General features: G+C 69.8%; 14 protein-coding genes. 5 read left to right on the top strand and 9 right to left on the bottom strand.

The window, feature by feature from the left end:
- Nucleotides 1-15 precede the first annotated feature (15 nt).
- Nucleotides 16-465 (top strand): hypothetical protein, encoded by a 450-nt coding sequence (locus ACIQPR_RS36575; RefSeq protein WP_403657478.1) that lies wholly within the window; start codon nt 16-18, stop codon nt 463-465.
- A gap of 59 nt (nt 466-524) precedes the next feature.
- Here ACIQPR_RS36575 and ACIQPR_RS36580 read toward each other — a convergent pair whose 3' ends face one another.
- The 6 genes from ACIQPR_RS36580 to dxr form a co-directional block, all read right to left on the bottom strand.
- Nucleotides 525-2228: a proline--tRNA ligase gene (locus tag ACIQPR_RS36580; RefSeq protein WP_403657481.1), complete on the bottom strand. Its 1704-nt coding sequence runs from the start codon at nt 2226-2228 to the stop codon at nt 525-527.
- Between the two features lie 73 nt (nt 2229-2301).
- The gene (locus ACIQPR_RS36585) at nt 2302-2865 is read right to left on the bottom strand and encodes a GNAT family N-acetyltransferase (protein ID WP_403657484.1); all 564 of its coding nucleotides are present in this window, start codon (nt 2863-2865) and stop codon (nt 2302-2304) included.
- A gap of 114 nt (nt 2866-2979) precedes the next feature.
- The gene (locus ACIQPR_RS36590; RefSeq protein ID WP_403657487.1) at nt 2980-3828 is read right to left on the bottom strand and encodes a GNAT family N-acetyltransferase; all 849 of its coding nucleotides are present in this window, start codon (nt 3826-3828) and stop codon (nt 2980-2982) included.
- A 200-nt stretch (nt 3829-4028) separates the two neighbouring features.
- On the bottom strand, nt 4029-5186 hold the full coding sequence (ispG, locus tag ACIQPR_RS36595; protein ID WP_403657490.1) for a flavodoxin-dependent (E)-4-hydroxy-3-methylbut-2-enyl-diphosphate synthase: 1158 nt from the start codon (nt 5184-5186) through the stop codon (nt 4029-4031).
- A 168-nt stretch (nt 5187-5354) separates the two neighbouring features.
- Nucleotides 5355-6647 (bottom strand): M50 family metallopeptidase, encoded by a 1293-nt coding sequence (locus ACIQPR_RS36600; RefSeq protein ID WP_403658153.1) that lies wholly within the window; start codon nt 6645-6647, stop codon nt 5355-5357.
- An 8-nt stretch (nt 6648-6655) separates the two neighbouring features.
- Nucleotides 6656-7939, bottom strand: a complete 1284-nt coding sequence (dxr, locus tag ACIQPR_RS36605) for a 1-deoxy-D-xylulose-5-phosphate reductoisomerase (protein ID WP_403657493.1) — start codon at nt 7937-7939, stop codon at nt 6656-6658.
- Between the two features lie 199 nt (nt 7940-8138).
- Here dxr and ACIQPR_RS36610 point away from each other — a divergent pair, with 199 nt between their 5' ends.
- Entirely contained in the window at nt 8139-8588 is a 450-nt protein-coding gene (locus ACIQPR_RS36610) for a lamin tail domain-containing protein (RefSeq protein ID WP_403657496.1), read from the top strand.
- Nucleotides 8589-8595: 7 nt separating this feature from the next.
- Here ACIQPR_RS36610 and ACIQPR_RS36615 read toward each other — a convergent pair whose 3' ends face one another.
- Together ACIQPR_RS36615 and ACIQPR_RS36620 are read right to left on the bottom strand one after the other, a co-directional pair.
- Nucleotides 8596-10527 (bottom strand): acyl-CoA dehydrogenase family protein, encoded by a 1932-nt coding sequence (locus ACIQPR_RS36615; RefSeq protein WP_403657499.1) that lies wholly within the window; start codon nt 10525-10527, stop codon nt 8596-8598.
- A gap of 111 nt (nt 10528-10638) precedes the next feature.
- Nucleotides 10639-11448, bottom strand: coding sequence for an endo-1,4-beta-glucanase (locus tag ACIQPR_RS36620; protein ID WP_403657502.1), 810 nt, complete (start codon nt 11446-11448; stop codon nt 10639-10641).
- 224 nt (nt 11449-11672) lie between these two features.
- Between ACIQPR_RS36620 and ACIQPR_RS36625 the strand changes: the two genes are divergently transcribed.
- The 3 genes from ACIQPR_RS36625 (at nt 11673) to ACIQPR_RS36635 (ending at nt 15305) form a co-directional block, all read left to right on the top strand.
- A complete protein-coding gene (locus tag ACIQPR_RS36625) occupies nt 11673-12686 on the top strand; it encodes a LacI family DNA-binding transcriptional regulator (RefSeq protein WP_403657504.1) in 1014 nt (337 codons plus the stop codon).
- A 64-nt stretch (nt 12687-12750) separates the two neighbouring features.
- Nucleotides 12751-14799: a TIM-barrel domain-containing protein gene (locus ACIQPR_RS36630; protein WP_403657507.1), complete on the top strand. Its 2049-nt coding sequence runs from the start codon at nt 12751-12753 to the stop codon at nt 14797-14799.
- Between the two features lie 128 nt (nt 14800-14927).
- Nucleotides 14928-15305, top strand: coding sequence for a hypothetical protein (locus ACIQPR_RS36635; RefSeq protein ID WP_403657510.1), 378 nt, complete (start codon nt 14928-14930; stop codon nt 15303-15305).
- Between the two features lie 15 nt (nt 15306-15320).
- On the opposite strand, the gene ACIQPR_RS36640 is transcribed toward ACIQPR_RS36635, so the two are convergent.
- The gene (locus ACIQPR_RS36640; RefSeq protein ID WP_403657513.1) at nt 15321-16034 is read right to left on the bottom strand and encodes a hypothetical protein; all 714 of its coding nucleotides are present in this window, start codon (nt 16032-16034) and stop codon (nt 15321-15323) included.
- Nucleotides 16035-16039: the final 5 nt, after the last annotated feature.

Below are 16039 nucleotides of genomic sequence, written 5' to 3' on the forward strand. Positions count from 1 at the left end.
CACGAGGCTCCCGACGTGGAGTCGGTGGAGCCGCCGGACGAGGACGTGACACCCGACGAGGAAGAAGAAGACGAGGAAGAGGACGAGGACGATGAGGAGGAACTGTCCGACGCGGACGAGCTGTCCGACGTGGAAGAGCTGTCCGACGAGGACGAGCTGTCCGACGTGGACGTGCTGGAAGAAGAGGCGGAAGCGGACGGCGACGGTGATGACGAAGTGCTGGTGCTGGTGCCGGTGTTGCTCGCCGTCGTGGCCGCTTCCGTGTCGGACTGCATCGTGCCGACCAGGGCGAACACCCCGGCGGCCGCCGCCAGCGTGACCGCTGCCGTGGCCGCCGCGATGCGCCGCTTGCCTCTGCGGACCGCCGCAGCGGCCCCACGCTCCTTGACTGTCATGACCGTTCCCCTCCGCAGTGACTCTCTGTCACGCACTACGGTCGGGGACCGGCCTGAGAGAAGTCTGTGAGGCGCCCATACGCCTCCCGAGAACTCTCTGAGAGCTTTATTTAAATGTTCAAGCGTCGGCTATGCGGTGAGGCGCGCGACGGCCTCGTCGACCGTCAGCTCCTCGCGCTCACCGGTCCTGCGGTCCTTCAGCTCCAGGACGCCTTCGGCGGAGCGGCGGCCCGCGACCAGGATCTTCGGTACGCCGATCAGCTCGGAGTCGGTGAACTTCACGCCCGGGGAGACCCCGGCGCGGTCGTCGACCAGGACGCGCAGGCCGGCCGCGCGCAGCCGCTCCGAGACGTCCAGGGCGAGTTCGGTCTGAAGGGCCTTGCCGGCGGCGACGACGTGCACATCGGCCGGGGCGACCTCGGCGGGCCAGCACAGGCCCTTGTCGTCGGCGCTCTGCTCGGCGAGGGCGGCGACCGCGCGGGAGACGCCGATGCCGTAGGAGCCCATGGTCACGCGGACCGGCTTGCCGTGCTGGCCGAGGACGTCGAGCTTGAGGGCGTCGGCGTACTTGCGGCCGAGCTGGAAGATGTGGCCGATCTCGATGGCGCGGTCCAGCTTCAGGCCGGTGCCGCACTTGGGGCAGGGGTCGCCCTCCTGGACGACCACGACGTCGACGTACTCGCCGACCTCGAAGTCACGGCCCGCGACGACGTTCTTCGCGTGCGTGCCCTCCTTGTTGGCGCCCGTGATCCAGCTCGTGCCGGGGGCCACGCGCGGGTCGGCGATGTAGGTGACCTTCTCGCCCAGGCCCTGCGGGCCGACGTAGCCGCGCACCAGGTCGGGGCGGCCGGTGAAGTCCTCCGCCGTCACCAACTCCACGGCGGCGGGGGCGAAATGGGCCTCGACCTTGTCGAGGTCGACCTCGCGGTCACCGGGCACTCCTACGGCCACGATCTCGCCGTCGACCTTCACGAGGAGGTTCTTCAGGGTCGCGGAGGCCTCGACGCCGAGGTGGGCGGCGAGGGTCTCGATGGTGGGGGTGTCGGGGGTGGGGATCTCTTCGAGCGCGGGCACGCCGGTGGCGTCCACGGGCTTCAACTCGTACGAGATCGCTTCGGTGTTGGCGGCGAAGTCGCAGTTCGGGCAGTCCGCGAAGGTGTCCTCGCCGGCCTCGGCGGGGGCGAGGAACTCCTCCGACTTGGAGCCGCCCATCGCGCCGGCGGTGGCGGCGCAGATGCGGTAGTCGAGGCCCAGGCGCGCGAAGACCTTCTGGTAGGCCTCGCGGTGCAGGGCGTACGACTTGGCGAGGCCCTCGTCCTCCGTGTCGAAGGAGTACGAGTCCTTCATCAGGAACTCACGGCCGCGCAGGATGCCGGCCCGGGGGCGGGCCTCGTCACGGTACTTGTGCTGGATCTGGTACAGGATGACCGGCAGGTCCTTGTAGGAGGACGCCTGGTCCTTCACGATCAGGGTGAAGATCTCCTCGTGGGTGGGGCCGAGGAGGTAGTCGCCGCCCTTGCGGTCCTTGAGGCGGAACAGCTCGGGGCCGTACTCGTCCCAGCGGCCGGTCGCCTCGTACGGCTCGCGGGGCAGGATCGCGGGGAGCAGCACCTCCTGGGCGCCGATCGCGTCCATCTCCTCGCGCACGATCCGCTCGACGTTCGAGAGGACCTTCTTGCCCAGCGGCAGCCAGCTCCAGATGCCGGCCGCGGTGCGGCGGACGTATCCGGCCCGCACGAGCAGCTTGTGGCTGAGGACCTCGGCGTCCGCCGGGTCGTCGCGCAGCGTCTTCGCCATCAACTGGGACATGCGCTGGACCGGTGCGTTCGCCATGGTTCCTGTACTCCTGCCGGGAAAGGGTGATGGCTAGGAGGTTAGCCGGGCTCGCTGTGCCGGTGGAAATCGGTTAGCGGCGGCGGAGCGGGAGGGGGGCGCCCATGACGGCGTACGGCTTGGGGGCGCTCGGGAACAGGACCTGGCGGGCGAGGTCCTCGTAGCCGAGGGAGTGGTAGAGGCCCCGGGCCGGGCTGTCGGTGTCGATCGCGGAGAGGATCGAGCGGGGTTCGGCGGCGGCGTCGGTGATCGTGGTGATCAGGGAGCGGCCCGCGCCGCGGTTCTGGAAGCGCGGGTGGACGTGCAGTTCGGTGATCACGAAGGAGTCGTCGAGCCAGATCTCGTGGCCGCCGCCGCGCAGGTACGGCTCCACGACCGTGGACCACCAGTGGGCGCGGTTGTTGGGCATGCCGTAGACGAACCCCACGAGGCGGCCCTCGGCGGTGGCGCCGAGGGCGCGGGCGCCGGGGTAGGTCATGTGGCGCAGGACGATCTGGCGTCTCACCGCCACCTCGTCCGGGCCCAGGCCGAACGCGACGGCCTGTACGGCGAGGGCTTCGTCGACATGGGCCGAGAGGTCCAGGGGGGCGATCACGACGTCTTCGGGGTGGCGGTGGCCGTGACCGGGAAATCGCATGTGGGGAGAGTACAGGGGGGTGGCGGTTGTTGTGTTCGAGTGCGGGCCGTACCCGGCCGAGCGCGCTCGCGCGGCGGAGCCGCGCGTGTCACGGACCCGCGGTTGCGGGAACCGTCAGAACAGGACGCTCATGAAGGCGCCGATCTCCTGGAAGCCGACCCTCAAGTACGCCCTTCTCGCCGGGGTGTTGAAGTCGTTGACGTAGAGGCTGACGACCGGGGCCACGTCGGCGAGGGCGTAGCGGAGCACCGATGCCATCGCGGGGGCCGCCACTCCCCTGCCCCGGTACTCGGGGGCCACCCAGACGCCCTGGATCTGGCAGGCCTGCGGGGTCGCGGCGCCGATCTCCGCCTTGAAGACGACCTTGCCGTACTCGTCGAGGCGGGCGAACGAGCGGCCGGAGCCCACGAGTTCGGCCACGCGGGCCTGGTAGAGGAGGCCGCCGTCGCCCGCCAGCGGGGAGACGCCCACCTCTTCGGTGAACATCGCCACGCACGCCGGCATGATCGTCTCCATCTCGTCCTTGCGGATGCGCCGGACGTAGGGGTCGGGAGCGATGTCGGTGGGCATCCGGTCGGTGACCATGAGGGGCTGGCGGGCGCGGACCTCTCTGGCCGGGCCCCAGCTGGGTTCGAGGAGGCGCCAGAGCCGGCCGGTGGCCTCGGCGGGGCCGACGATCGAGGAGCAGCGGCGGCCGGCCCTGCGGGCGCGGTCGGCGAAGGCGCGGACCGCGCGGGGGGTGGCGCAGATCGGGACGAGGTTGGCGCCCGCGTAGCAGAGGGACGTCAGCATGCCGTCCTCGTACCAGCCCCACATCTCGCCGCCGAGCCGCCACGGGTCGAGGCCCGCGACCTGGACCCGCGAGGTCACGAAGGCGTTCGTGACCGGCTCGCGGTCGAGTACGGCGAGTGCGGCGTCCAGGTCGCTCGGTTCGAGCACCCGAGAGGTGGTCTGGGTCAACACGTACGGGGCCTCACCCTGAGGGTCTGCTGATCTCCGCACTGTACCCGCGGAAGCTGAGCGGTGCCGCGTTGTGTGCCGTTCGCTTTTCAGTGGGGTGGGACAGGTGGGCGTCTCTGGGGGCTGCCGCCCCCGGACCCCCGCTTCGGCCTGGACGGCCTCGTCCTCAAGCGCCGGACGGGCCGACGGTCACCGGCGGGCTTTCAGCCCGCGACCGCCACCGTCGGCTCGCCGGAGGCGACCCCGTCCGCCTCCATCTGCTCGGCGATCTTCATGGCCTCCTCGATGAGGGTCTCGACGATCTTCGACTCGGGGACGGTCTTGATGACCTCGCCCTTGACGAAGATCTGGCCCTTGCCGTTGCCGGAGGCGACGCCGAGGTCGGCCTCGCGGGCCTCGCCCGGACCGTTGACGACACAGCCCATGACGGCCACGCGCAGCGGGACCTCCATGCCCTCCAGGCCCGCCGTGACCTCCTCGGCCAGCTTGTAGACGTCGACCTGGGCGCGTCCGCAGGAGGGGCAGGAGACGATCTCCAGGCGGCGGGGCTTGAGGTTCAGGGACTCCAGGATCTGGAGGCCGACCTTGATCTCCTCCACCGGCGGGGCCGACAGGGAGACTCGGATGGTGTCGCCGATGCCCTGCGAGAGGAGGGCGCCGAAGGCGACGGCCGACTTGATCGTGCCCTGGAAGGCCGGGCCCGCCTCGGTGACGCCGAGGTGGAGGGGGTAGTCGCACTGGGCGGCGAGCTGGCGGTAGGCCTCGACCATGACGACCGGGTCGTTGTGCTTCACCGAGATCTTGATGTCCTGGAAGCCGTGCTCCTCGAAGAGGGACGCCTCCCAGAGGGCGGACTCGGTCAGCGCCTCGGGGGTCGCCTTGCCGTACTTCTTCAGCAGTCGGGCGTCCAGCGAACCTGCGTTCACGCCGATGCGGATCGGGGTGCCGTGGTCCTTCGCGGCGCGCGCGATCTCCTTGACCTTGTCGTCGAACTGCTTGATGTTGCCCGGGTTCACGCGGACCGCCGCGCAGCCGGCCTCGATCGCGGCGAACACGTACTTCGGCTGGAAGTGGATGTCGGCGATGACCGGGATCTGCGACTTGCGGGCGATCGTGGCGAGCGCGTCGGCGTCGTCCTGCGTGGGGCAGGCCACGCGGACGATCTGGCAACCGGACGCGGTCAGCTCGGCGATCTGCTGGAGGGTGGCGCCGATGTCCGACGTACGGGTGGTCGTCATGGACTGCACCGACACCGGCGCGTCGCCGCCGACCGCCACGGATCCGACCTGGATCTGCCGGCTCTTGCGGCGCTCGGCGAGCCTGGTCGGAACGGACGGCATGCCGAGAGAAATCGCAGTCATCTGCTGTGCAACCCCAAGTCGTGGATCAAAACCCCGGTCCCGGAACAGCGGGCTCCAGGCTTCGAGATTACGTCAACCGCACGGGCCGGAGCACATCCCGGAGGTAAACCCACTCAATGGAGGGCGGCCCCGCAGAAAGAATGCGAGGCCGCCACGAACCGGGGGTTGCTAGGAGATTTTCACCGGGTTAACCACGTCCGCCACCAGGACGAGCAGGGTGAAGCAGACGAAGATCCCCGCCACCACATAGGCGACCGGCATCAGCTTCGCCACGTCGAACGGGCCCGGGTCCGGGCGCTTGAGCACCTTCGCCAGGTTCCGGCGCAGCGCCTCCCACAGGGCGCCCGCGACATGCCCGCCGTCGAGCGGGAGCAGCGGGAGCATGTTGAAGAGGAACAGGGAGAGGTTGAAGCCGGCGACCAGCATCAGGGCCATGGCCAGCTGCTGGGTGGGCGGGATGTCCAGGGTGAAGATCTCGCCGCCGACGCGGGCCGCGCCGACCACGCCCATCGGGGAGTCGGCCTGGCGGGGGGCGCCGTCGAAGGCCGCGTTCCACAGGGCCGGGATCTTGCCGGGGAGGTCGGCGATGGAGTCGACGGCCTCGCCGAGGCGGTCGGTCATCCAGGTGACCGAGTCGCCGAAGTCCTGGCGGACGATGCCGGTGGCCGCGCTGAAGCCGAGGAAGCCGGCGGTGACGTACTGCCCCTGGACGATCTGGCCGCTGGAGTCCTTCTTGGCGACCTGGTTGCTCGCGATCTTCGCGTGCAGGGTGACGTCCTGGCCCTTGCGCTCGACGACGATCGGGACGGTCTTGCCGGGGGCGGCCCGGATCAGGTCGGAGAGCTTGTTCCAGTCCGTGGTCCGCACGCCGTTGAAGCTGAGGATCTTGTCGCCGGCCTTGAGGCCCGCCGCGGCGGCCGGGGAGGCGGCGTCGGTCGACTTGCAGGTGTCGCGGTTCTGGCTCTGCGCGATCACGCACTGGGAGACCGAGCTGACCGTGTTGGTCTGCTGCGAGATGCCGAAGCCCATCAGGACGGTGAGGAAGAGCGCCACCGCCAGGATGAGGTTCATGAAGGGGCCCGCGAACATCACGATGACCCGCTTCCAGGGCTTGCGGGTGTAGAAGAGGCGGGTCTCGTCGCCGGGCTGGAGTTCCTCGAAGGCGGCCGAGCGGGCGTCCTCGATCATGCTGCGCCAGGGCGAGGTGGAGCGGGCGCTGATCCGGCCGTCGTCGCCGGGCGGGAACATGCCGATCATGCGGATGTAGCCGCCGAACGGGATGGCCTTGAACCCGTACTCGGTGTCGCCCTTCTTCCGGGACCAGATGGTCGGGCCGAAGCCGACCATGTACTGGGGCACCCGGATGCCGAAGAGCTTCGCCGTGGAGAGATGCCCCAGCTCGTGCCAGGCGATCGAGACCAGCAGGCCGACCGCGAAGACGACTATGCCGAGGATCATCATCAGGGCTGTCATGCACGCGCCTCCGCGTTCGCCGTGGTCGTCTGAGCTGTGGTCGTCTGCGCTGTCAGTTCACGGGCCCGGGCGCGTGCCCAGGTCTCCGCTTCGAGGACGTCCGCCACGGTCAGGGAAGTTCCCGTGGCCGGTGTCCCGTGTTCCTCGACCACCCGGGTCACCGTCTCCATGATGCCGTTGAACGGCAGCGCGCCCGCGCGGAAGGCCTCCACGCACTCCTCGTTCGCCGCATTGAACACCGCCGGGGCGGTGCCCGCGAGCTGTCCCACGTGCCGGGCGAGGCCCACGGAGGGGAACGCCTCGGTGTCGAGCGGGAAGAACTCCCACGTCGAGGCCTTGCTCCAGTCGAACGCGGGCGCCGCGTCCGGGACCCGCTCGGGCCAGCCGAGCCCGATGGCGATCGGCCCGCGCATGTCGGGGGGCGTCGCCTGGGCGATCGTCGATCCGTCGTTGAATTCCACCATCGAGTGGACATACGACTGCGGGTGCACGACCACCTCAATGCGATCGAAGGGAATGTCGTACAGCAGGTGCGCCTCGATCACTTCGAGGCCCTTGTTCACCAGGGTCGCGGAGTTGATCGTGATCACCGGGCCCATCGCCCAGGTGGGGTGCGCGAGGGCGTCCTCGACCGTCACGTTCGCCAGTTCCGCCTTCGTACGGCCGCGGAAGGGGCCGCCGGACGCGGTGACGACGAGTTTGCGGACATCGGCGCGGGTGCCGGCCGCGAGGGCCTGGAAGAGCGCCGCGTGCTCGGAGTCCACGGGGATGATCTGGCCGGGCTCGGCGAGCGCCTTCACCAGCGGTCCGCCGACGATGAGCGACTCCTTGTTGGCGAGCGCGAGGACGCGGCCCGCCTCCAGGGCGGCGAGGGTGGGCGCGAGGCCGATGGACCCGGTGATGCCGTTCAGCACGGTGTGGCAGTCGGAGGCGGCGACCTGGGTGGCCGCGTCCGGTCCGGCCAGGATCTCGGGGAGCGGCTGGCCGGTGCCGTACCGCGCGGAGAGCGCTTCGCGCAGTGCCGGTACGGCGTCCTCGCGGGCGACCGCGACGGTCCGCGCCCCGAGCCGGTGCGCCTGCTCGGCGAGGAGCCCGACCCGGCCGCCGTTGGCGGAGAGGGCGGTGACCCGGAAGCGGTCCGGGTTGCGCAGCACGAGGTCGATGGCCTGGGTGCCGATGGACCCGGTGGAGCCGAGGATCACCAGGGCCTTGGGACCGTCGCCCACGACGGGGTCGTAGACGAGATGCGGGTCGGCGAGGGGTGCTGGACTGTCGCTCATCCCTCCATTGTTGCCGCAAGGGGTGGGCGGGTGGACAGCGGTTCCCTCGGGCGGGTGGCTTATCGGCTCTCGTCGGTGATTGAAGGGAAATCCCCCTTTGTGAATACGGCGTGAAGGTCATGTGATAACACTTCAGCCCTGACTTGTTTCTGCGCCGGGGGACGACCGGCGGAGGACTGAGATCCTGGGGGGATTCTCCATGCGGATACGCGCTGCCCTGCCCGCGCTCGCGGGCGCCGCGATACTCACCGGCACCCTGCTGAGCACCCCGGCCGAGGCCGCCGGCGGAGTCACGATCTACCACGTCTGGTTCGACAGTCCGGGCTCGGACAACCGGTCCAACACGAGCCTGAACGGCGAGTGGGTGCAGATCAAGAACACCGGCCGGTCGGCGATCTCGCTCAAGGGGTGGGTGCTCAAGGACGTCTCGAACCACCGGTACGTCTTCAAGAACATCAAGATCGGCGCGGGCAAGTACATCAAGGTGCACACCGGCAAGGGCACGGACACCGCGTCGAACACGTACCAGGGGCGGGCCGCCTACGTCTGGAACAACACCAGCGACACGGCGACGCTGACGAAGTCCAACGGCAGCAAGGTCGACACCTGTTCGTGGACGACGCGGGATCCGAGCGACAAGTACTGCTGATCCGGGCTCAGTCGACGGGTCGGTGCACGTTGTCCGCCTTGGACGGGCCCGGGGTCGTGTCGGCGATCCAGGGCCCCTCGCCCGACGGATCGACGATGCCCTCCTCCAGCCATGTGTACGCGCCGGACATGACTCCCTTGACCACCCTGCGGTCGAGGGAGTCGGTGTTGGTCCACAGGCGGCCGAAGAGTTCCTCGATCCGGATGCGGGCCTGTTCGCAGAAGGCGTCGGCGAGTTGGTAGGCCTCGCGGCCGTGATCGCCCTGGGTGCGCAGGAGTTCGGCCCGGACGCAGACCGCGCTCATGGCGAACAGTTCGGCGCCGATGTCGACGATCCGGCCCAGGAAGCCCTGCTTGGTCTCCATCCGGCCCTGCCAGCGGGACATGGCGTAGAAGGTGGAGCGGGCCAGTTTGCGGGCGTTGCGCTCGATGTAGCGCAGTTGCCTGGAGAGGTCGACGCCGTGACGGAACTCGCCGTAGGTGCCCGGGAGTTGGCCGCTGCCCGCGACCAGCTTCGGGAGCCACTTGGCGTAGAAGACGCCCGCGTTGGCGCCCGCTTTCGCCTTGTCCGCGAGGGACTTGTCGGGGGCGATGAGGTCACCGGCGACCGTGAGGTGGGCGTCGACGGCCTCGCGGGCGATGAGGAGATGCATGATCTCCGTCGAGCCCTCGAAGATGCGGTTGATGCGCAGGTCGCGCAGGACCTGTTCGGCGGGGACGGCCTTCTCGCCCCGGGCCGCGAGCGAGGCTGCCGTCTCGAAGCCCCGGCCGCCGCGGATCTGCACCAGCTCGTCGGCCATCAGCCAGCCCGTCTCGGAGGCGAAGAGCTTGGCGAGCGCGCCCTCGATGCGGATGTCGTTACGGTCCTCGTCGGCCATCTGCGAGGAGAGGTCGAGGACGGCCTCCAGGGCGAAGGTGGTCGCCGCGATGAAGGAGATCTTCGCGCCTACGGCCTCGTGGTCGGAGATGGGCCTGCCCCACTGCTCACGGGCGGCCGACCACTCGCGGGCGATCTTCAGGCACCACTTGCCGGCCGCGACACAGGACGCGGGCAGCGAGAGGCGGCCGGTGTTGAGGGTGGTGAGGGCGATCTTCAGGCCCGCGCCCTCGGGGCCGATGCGGTTGGCGGCCGGGACCCGGACCTGGTGGAAGCGGGTGACGCCGTTCTCGATGCCGCGCAGGCCCATGAAGGCGTTGCGGTTCTCGACGGTGATGCCCGGCGAGTCGGCCTCGACGACGAACGCGGTGATGCCGCCCCGGCTCTCCTCGGACTTCGGCACCCGGGCCATCACCACCAGGAGGTCGGCGATCACGCCGTTGGTGGTCCAGAGCTTCACGCCGTCGAGGACGTACGCGTCCCCGTCCCGGACCGCGCTGGTCGCCAGGCGGGCCGGGTCGGAGCCGACGTCCGGTTCGGTGAGCAGGAAGGCGCTGATGTCGGTGCGGGCGCAGCGCGGCAGGAACCGCTCCTTCTGCTCGTCGGTGCCGAACAGTTTCAGCGGCTGGGGTACGCCGATCGACTGATGTGCCGAGAGCAGCACGCCGACCGCCGGGCAGGCCGATCCGGCCAGCGCCAGCGCCTTGTTGTAGTACACCTGGGTGAGGCCGAGGCCGCCGTACTTGGGGTCGATCTTCATGCCGAGGGCGCCGAGTTCCTTGAGACCGGCGATGACCTCGTCGGGGATGCGGGCCTCGCGTTCGATGAGGGCCGCGTCGATCTCCGTCTCGCAGAAGGCGCGCAACTTGGCGAGGAACTCCTCGCCGCGTCGGACGTCGGCGTCGGGCGGGAGCGGGTGGGGGTGGATCAGGTCGAGACGGAAGCGGCCGAGGAACAGTTCCTTGGCGAAGCTGGGCTTGCGCCAGTCCTGTTCCCGGGCGGCCTCCGCCACCTGCCGGGCCTCTCGCTCGGTGACTGTGGGTTTGCTGGATGGAGCGGACATGAGGCTCACCTCGCCGCGAATCGATCCCTCGGCCCTCGGTGGTTACCGATGGGTGCTACCCGTTCGTATCTACCCGATCCGCCGCGAAGCGGCCACCCTTCGCGCGGCTGTTCAGCCGATGTCGACGGAGTAGGCCTTCGTGTCGAGGCGCCCCGAGCCCTTGAAGACCTCGGTGCCGGACTCGATGCCGGAGAGGTACTTGTCGTTGCTCAGCAGCTTGCGGCGGACCAGGGCCTGGGTGAAGTCGTCGATGTTCAGGGTGGCCTTGGTGGTGTTGGCGCGGCGGACGAAGGAGTACACGTTCCAGCCGATGTCGCCCTGGTAGATGTCCCACATGGCGCCGCCGAGGCTGACGCTGCCGTACCTGGTGCCGAGCGGGCCCGCGCCGCCCTGCCGGTTCAGCCAGATCATGATCTCGTCGGTGGGCTGGTCCTGCCAGTCCGCGGTGTTCTTGGCGTGCAGCCACAGGTCGTAGGCCACGTCGAGCGTGCCGGGGTCGCTGCTGAGCGAGAAGTCCCAGCTCGTGCGCACGGGCTTGCGGTCGCCGACCCGGATCGGCAGTCCGGTGGTGGCCTTGTCGACCTTCCAGCCCCAGTGCCAGCCGAGGACGGTACTGGCGTACGACTTCACGTCGGCGTCGGTGCCCTGGGCGTTGTTGGCCCAGCTGAAGGACGTGCCCCACGAAATGGTGGATCCGGAGCGGGAGTTGTCCCAGACGCACTGGCTGCCGGTGGCCTTGTCCTGGCCCCAGAGGTTGTTGTTCACGTAGTACTTGCCGAGCGTGACGGTGTCGAAGGCCCCGCACTTCTTGCCGGTCTCGCCCGCCTGGGCGACGGTGACGCCCGCGGCGGCGGCGAGGGCCACGGCGGTGGCGACGAGCGCCTTGCGCCGCTTGGAGAGACGGGGTCTGCGGTGTTGCATCGGGGGTCCTTCCGGGGGACGGTTCGTCTACGACCTCTCAGTGGCCGCCGACCTGCCCGGAGGTTGCCCCGGAATTCACGGATCCCGGCCCCGCGAGAAAGTGTCGAAGCGCTTCGACAACCTATGGACACCCACCCCGCCTGAAGCTAACCTCGGAATCACCCCCACCCGCCCCTGTCAGCAATGCGCACTGTCGAAGCGCTTCACAAAGCTTGGAGAGCTGGATGGTCACCCTCGCCGAGGTCGCCCAGCACGCCGGAGTCTCGGCGAGCACGGTGAGCTATGTCCTCAGCGGCAAGCGGTCCATCTCCGGAGCCACCCGGCAGCGGGTCGAGCAGAGCATCCGCGAGCTGGGCTACCACCCGAACGCGGGCGCCCGCGCCCTGGCCAGCAGCCGGTCGAACATCATCGCGCTGATGGTGCCGCTGCGCACCGACATGTATGTGCCGGTGATGATGGAGATCGCCATCGCGGTGGCGACCACCGCCCGGCTGCACGGCTACGACGTGCTGCTGCTCACCGGGGAGGAGGGCCCCGACGCGGTACGCCGGGTCACCGGCAGCGGGCTCGCCGACGCGATGATCCTCATGGACGTCGAACTCGCCGACGAGCGGCTGCCGTTGCTGCGCGGCACCGACCAGCCGTCGGTGCTGATCGGCCTCCCCGCCGACACCACCGGACTGACCTGCGTCGACCTCGACTTCGGGGCGACCGGCGCGCTGTGCGTCGAGCACCTCGCGAAGCTCGGTCACCACGACATCGCTGTCATCGGCGAGGCACCCGCCGTCTACGAACGGCACACCGGTTTCGCCGAGCGCACCCTCGACGGACTCCGGTCCCGCGCACGGGAGTTGGACCTCCGGGTGCTGCACCGGCCGTGCGAGGGCGGGTACGACGCGATGGCGGTGACACTGGCCCGGATCTTCGACGAGCGCCCCGGCACCACGGGCTTCGTGGTGCAGAACGAGTCGGCGGTCGAGCCGCTGCTCGCGCTGCTGCGCCAGCAGGGCCGGGCCGTGCCGGAGGACGTGTCGGTGGTCGCGGTCTGCCCCGACCAGGTCGCCACCCAGGCCTCGGTGCGGCTGACGTCCGTCGCCATCCCCGCACAGGAGATGGGGCGTTACGCCGTCGAGCATCTGGTGGCCAAGCTGGACGGTCACGGCAGTGACGAAGTCGTGCTGATCGCACCGGAGTTGACGGTCCGGGCGAGTACGGGTCCGGCGCCGTCGGCCGCTTGACCGGCCACGCTCCACGTGTGTGCGCGGTCACCCCCTGTTCCGCTTTCCTCCAGGAGCACTCCTCGTGAATCAGCCTGCCGAAATACAGTCCGAGGTCAGTCTCGCGCAGTCCTCCCCCACCGTCGGAACGTTCCGTGAGCGGGACGGCGCGCTGGAGTGGAGCGGCCGTCAGGAGACCCTGCGGATCGAACCGTGGGGGCCGGACGCGGTCCGGGTCAGGGCCCGGCTCGGCGGCCCGCTGCTCGACGGACTCCCGGGCGCGCTCCTGGCGGAGGCACCGCCCACCGAGGCGAGCGTCAAGATCGAGGGCGGTCAAGGAACCCTGACCGTGGGCGAGTTGACGGTCGTGGTCGACTCCGAGGGCCTGGTCCGCTTCCTGCGCACCGACGACTCAAGCGAAATCCTCGCCGAGGCCCGCGCGCACTTCTGGTGGCCCGGCTCGCGGCTCTACACGGCGGTCGGCGGCGGCCACCACCGGCTGGAGCAGCGGTTCGCCGCCTACGAGGACGAGAAGCTGTACGGCCTCGGACAGCACCAGCACGGCCAGTTGGACCAGAAGGGCCTGGTCCTCGACCTGGTCCAGCGCAACGCCGAGGTCGGCATCCCGGTGCTGGTCTCCAGCCGCGGCTACACACTGCTGTGGAACAACCCGGCGATCGGCCGCGTGGAGCTGGCCGGCAACGGCACCCGCTGGGTGGCGGATTCGGCCCGGCAGATCGACTACTGGATCACGGCCGGCGACCCGGCCGACGGCCAGCGCCGCTACAGCGCGGTGACGGGCCGGACCCCGATGCTGCCGACGTGGGCGGCGGGCTTCTGGCAGTGCAAGCTGCGCTACCGCACGCAGGCCGAACTCCTCGCCGTGGCACGGGAGTACAGGCGCCGCGGACTCCCCCTCTCCGCGATCGTCTGCGACTTCTTCCACTGGACGCACCTGGGCGACTGGAAGTTCGACCCGGCCGAGTGGCCCGACCCGGCGGCGATGGTCCGCGAACTCGACGAGCTGGGCGTCAAGTTGGTGGTGAGCGTCTGGCCGTCCGTCTCCCCGCTCAGCGAGAACCACTCGCCGCTGGAGCAGCGAGGGTTCCTGATCGGCACGCAGTACGGCCCGATGGCCCACGCCGACTGGCCGGACAAGGGCGTCGCGTCGACCGTCCAGGTCGCGTTCTACGACGCCACCAACCCCGGTGCCCGCGAGTTCCTGTGGTCGAGGATCCGCGACAACTACCTTGTGCCGTACGGCATCACGGCCTTCTGGCTGGACGCCTGCGAGCCCGAGCTGAAGCCGGGCTTCCAGGAGAACCTGCGGTACTGGGCGGGCCCGGGGCTGGAGGTCGGCAACATCTATCCGGCCGAGAACTCCCGTACGTTCCACGAGGGCCTGCGGGCCTCCGGCGCGGGCGAGGACGAGATCATCACGCTCAACCGCTCGGCGTGGGCGGGCAGTCAGCGCTACGGCGCCGCGCTCTGGTCGGGCGACATCGGCACCGACTTCCCGACCCTGCGCCGCCAGATCGCCGCGGGCCTCAACACCGCCCTGTCCGGCATCCCTTGGTGGAACACGGACATCGGCGGCTTCCACGGCGGCGACCCGGACGACCCGGCGTACCAGGAGGTCATGGTCCGCTGGTTCCAGTTCGGCGCGCTGTCCCCGCTGATGCGTCTGCACGGCTTCCGTGATCCGGGCATGCCGCTGGGCCCCGACATGACGGGCGGCCCCAACGAGGTCTGGTCGTACGGCGATCGGGCCCTGCCGATCCTGGAGAAGTACCTGCGGCTGCGCGAGCGGCTGCGGCCCTACGTGCTCGATGTGATGCGGGCCGCGCACGAGGAGGGGCTGCCGGTGATGCGGCCGTTGTTCCTGGAGTTCCCCCGGGACCCGGCGAGCTGGTCGGTCGACGACGCGTATCTCTTCGGCCCGGACCTGCTGGTCGCCCCCGTGCTGACCGCCGGGGCCACGACCCGTACCGCGTATCTCCCGGCGGGCGCCTGGTGGACGGACGCGTGGACGGGCGAGGCGTACGAGGGCGGTACGGCCGTCACGGTCGACGCGCCGCTGGACCGCATCCCGCTGTTCCTGCGGGACGGGGCGACGCTGCCGGTGACGGAGTAGCGAAGTGGCTTGATACGGAGGGGAGTTGGGCCTCCCCGCCGGGTGCCCCGGCGGCTGTGACGCTTCCGTTGCCCGGAACTGTGGGCTCCGTCACAGCCGCGCCGATCTTGTTCTGGTGGACTCCTGCGATGGTCTTGCGCAAGCTCGCCGGCGGGGCGGGCCTGGCCGCGTTCGCCCTGTACCTGTGGGGTCTGCTGCACATCATGGGCGCGCTGCTGGAGGTGGGCGACGGCGGCACCGGCTCGGCGCCGTGGCCGCCGTGTCGTACGGTCAACGGGCAGTACGACGAACGGACCTCACAGGTCGTCGACTACTCGGTGGACTACGTCCCGCTGCGGTTCGTCTGCGAGACGAAGGACGGCGGCGGCTTCACGTCCGACACCGTTCCCGGCTACGTCAACCCGGCGGTGGGCGGCCTCACACTGGCCGCGCTCGGCTGCTGGGTCGCCGCGCTCGTGTTCGCGGAGCCGCCCGGCCCCCGCTGGGTGCGGGGACCGGGCGGCTGAGCACAACCGGGTGGGTCAACTGCTGGTGACGCTCTCGCTGTTGGTGGTGAAGGCGAGCCCGCCGGACGAGGACGTGATCTCGAAGCCGAACTGAAGGTCCCCGATGGTCACATTGCCGAACCAGCCCTTGGTGTCCTTGATCCACTTGAGGATCGGCAGGATGTCGACCGTCCCGGACGAGGAGTTGGAGCTGCGGACGAACGAGAACACGTCGTTGCTGCCGTTGTTGCCCTTGTAGACGGTCCAGGTGGAACCGCCCAGCGTCAGGCTGCCCTGCGAGGTGCCGAGCGGGCCGACCGCGCCGGTCTTGTTGACCCAGAGCATGATCTCGTAGGCGTAGTTGGTGTCCCAGATGTCGTACGACGTGTTGTACGCGCCGGACGACGGCACCGTGACGTTGTAGCTGCTCTTGAGCGAACCGAGCGAGGTGATCGACTTGCCGATCACCTTCTTGGCGTTGGGATAGGCCTTGATGCCGCCGGTGTTGGGGTGGTTGGCGGTGACACCCCAGTTGGTGCCGGAGTTGGCCCAGATGCACTGGGTGCCCGCGCCGGAGCCCCAGATGTCGTTGTAGAGCGTGTAGCCGTTCAGGGTCGTGCTGCCCCACTGGTCGCAGGAGCTCCAGACGGCGGCGGAGGCGGGGGCCGAGGCGAGGCCGACGGTGGCGCCGAGCGCGAGTGCGGGGGCCAGCAGGGCCGTGATCAGCCTGCTGCGGGTGCGTGTTGCCATGGTGT

Source organism: Streptomyces sp. NPDC091280 (assembly GCF_044768565.1).
Taxonomy (GTDB): Bacteria; Actinomycetota; Actinomycetes; order Streptomycetales; family Streptomycetaceae; genus Streptomyces.

Bases quoted from the DNA above. Each gene is read 5' to 3' on its own strand.
- ACIQPR_RS36580 (WP_403657481.1), bottom strand. From the start codon at position 2,228: ATGGCGAACGCACCGGTCCAGCGCATGTCCCAGTTGATGGCGAAGACG.
- ACIQPR_RS36585 (WP_403657484.1), bottom strand. From the start codon at position 2,865: ATGCGATTTCCCGGTCACGGCCACCGCCACCCCGAAGACGTCGTGATC.
- ispG (WP_403657490.1), bottom strand. From the start codon at position 5,186: ATGACTGCGATTTCTCTCGGCATGCCGTCCGTTCCGACCAGGCTCGCC.
- ACIQPR_RS36600 (WP_403658153.1), bottom strand. From the start codon at position 6,647: ATGATGATCCTCGGCATAGTCGTCTTCGCGGTCGGCCTGCTGGTCTCG.
- dxr (WP_403657493.1), bottom strand. From the start codon at position 7,939: ATGAGCGACAGTCCAGCACCCCTCGCCGACCCGCATCTCGTCTACGAC.
- ACIQPR_RS36610 (WP_403657496.1), top strand. From the start codon at position 8,139: ATGCGGATACGCGCTGCCCTGCCCGCGCTCGCGGGCGCCGCGATACTC.
- ACIQPR_RS36615 (WP_403657499.1), bottom strand. From the start codon at position 10,527: ATGTCCGCTCCATCCAGCAAACCCACAGTCACCGAGCGAGAGGCCCGG.
- ACIQPR_RS36620 (WP_403657502.1), bottom strand. From the start codon at position 11,448: ATGCAACACCGCAGACCCCGTCTCTCCAAGCGGCGCAAGGCGCTCGTC.
- ACIQPR_RS36625 (WP_403657504.1), top strand. From the start codon at position 11,673: ATGGTCACCCTCGCCGAGGTCGCCCAGCACGCCGGAGTCTCGGCGAGC.
- ACIQPR_RS36635 (WP_403657510.1), top strand. From the start codon at position 14,928: ATGGTCTTGCGCAAGCTCGCCGGCGGGGCGGGCCTGGCCGCGTTCGCC.
- ACIQPR_RS36640 (WP_403657513.1), bottom strand. From the start codon at position 16,034: ATGGCAACACGCACCCGCAGCAGGCTGATCACGGCCCTGCTGGCCCCC.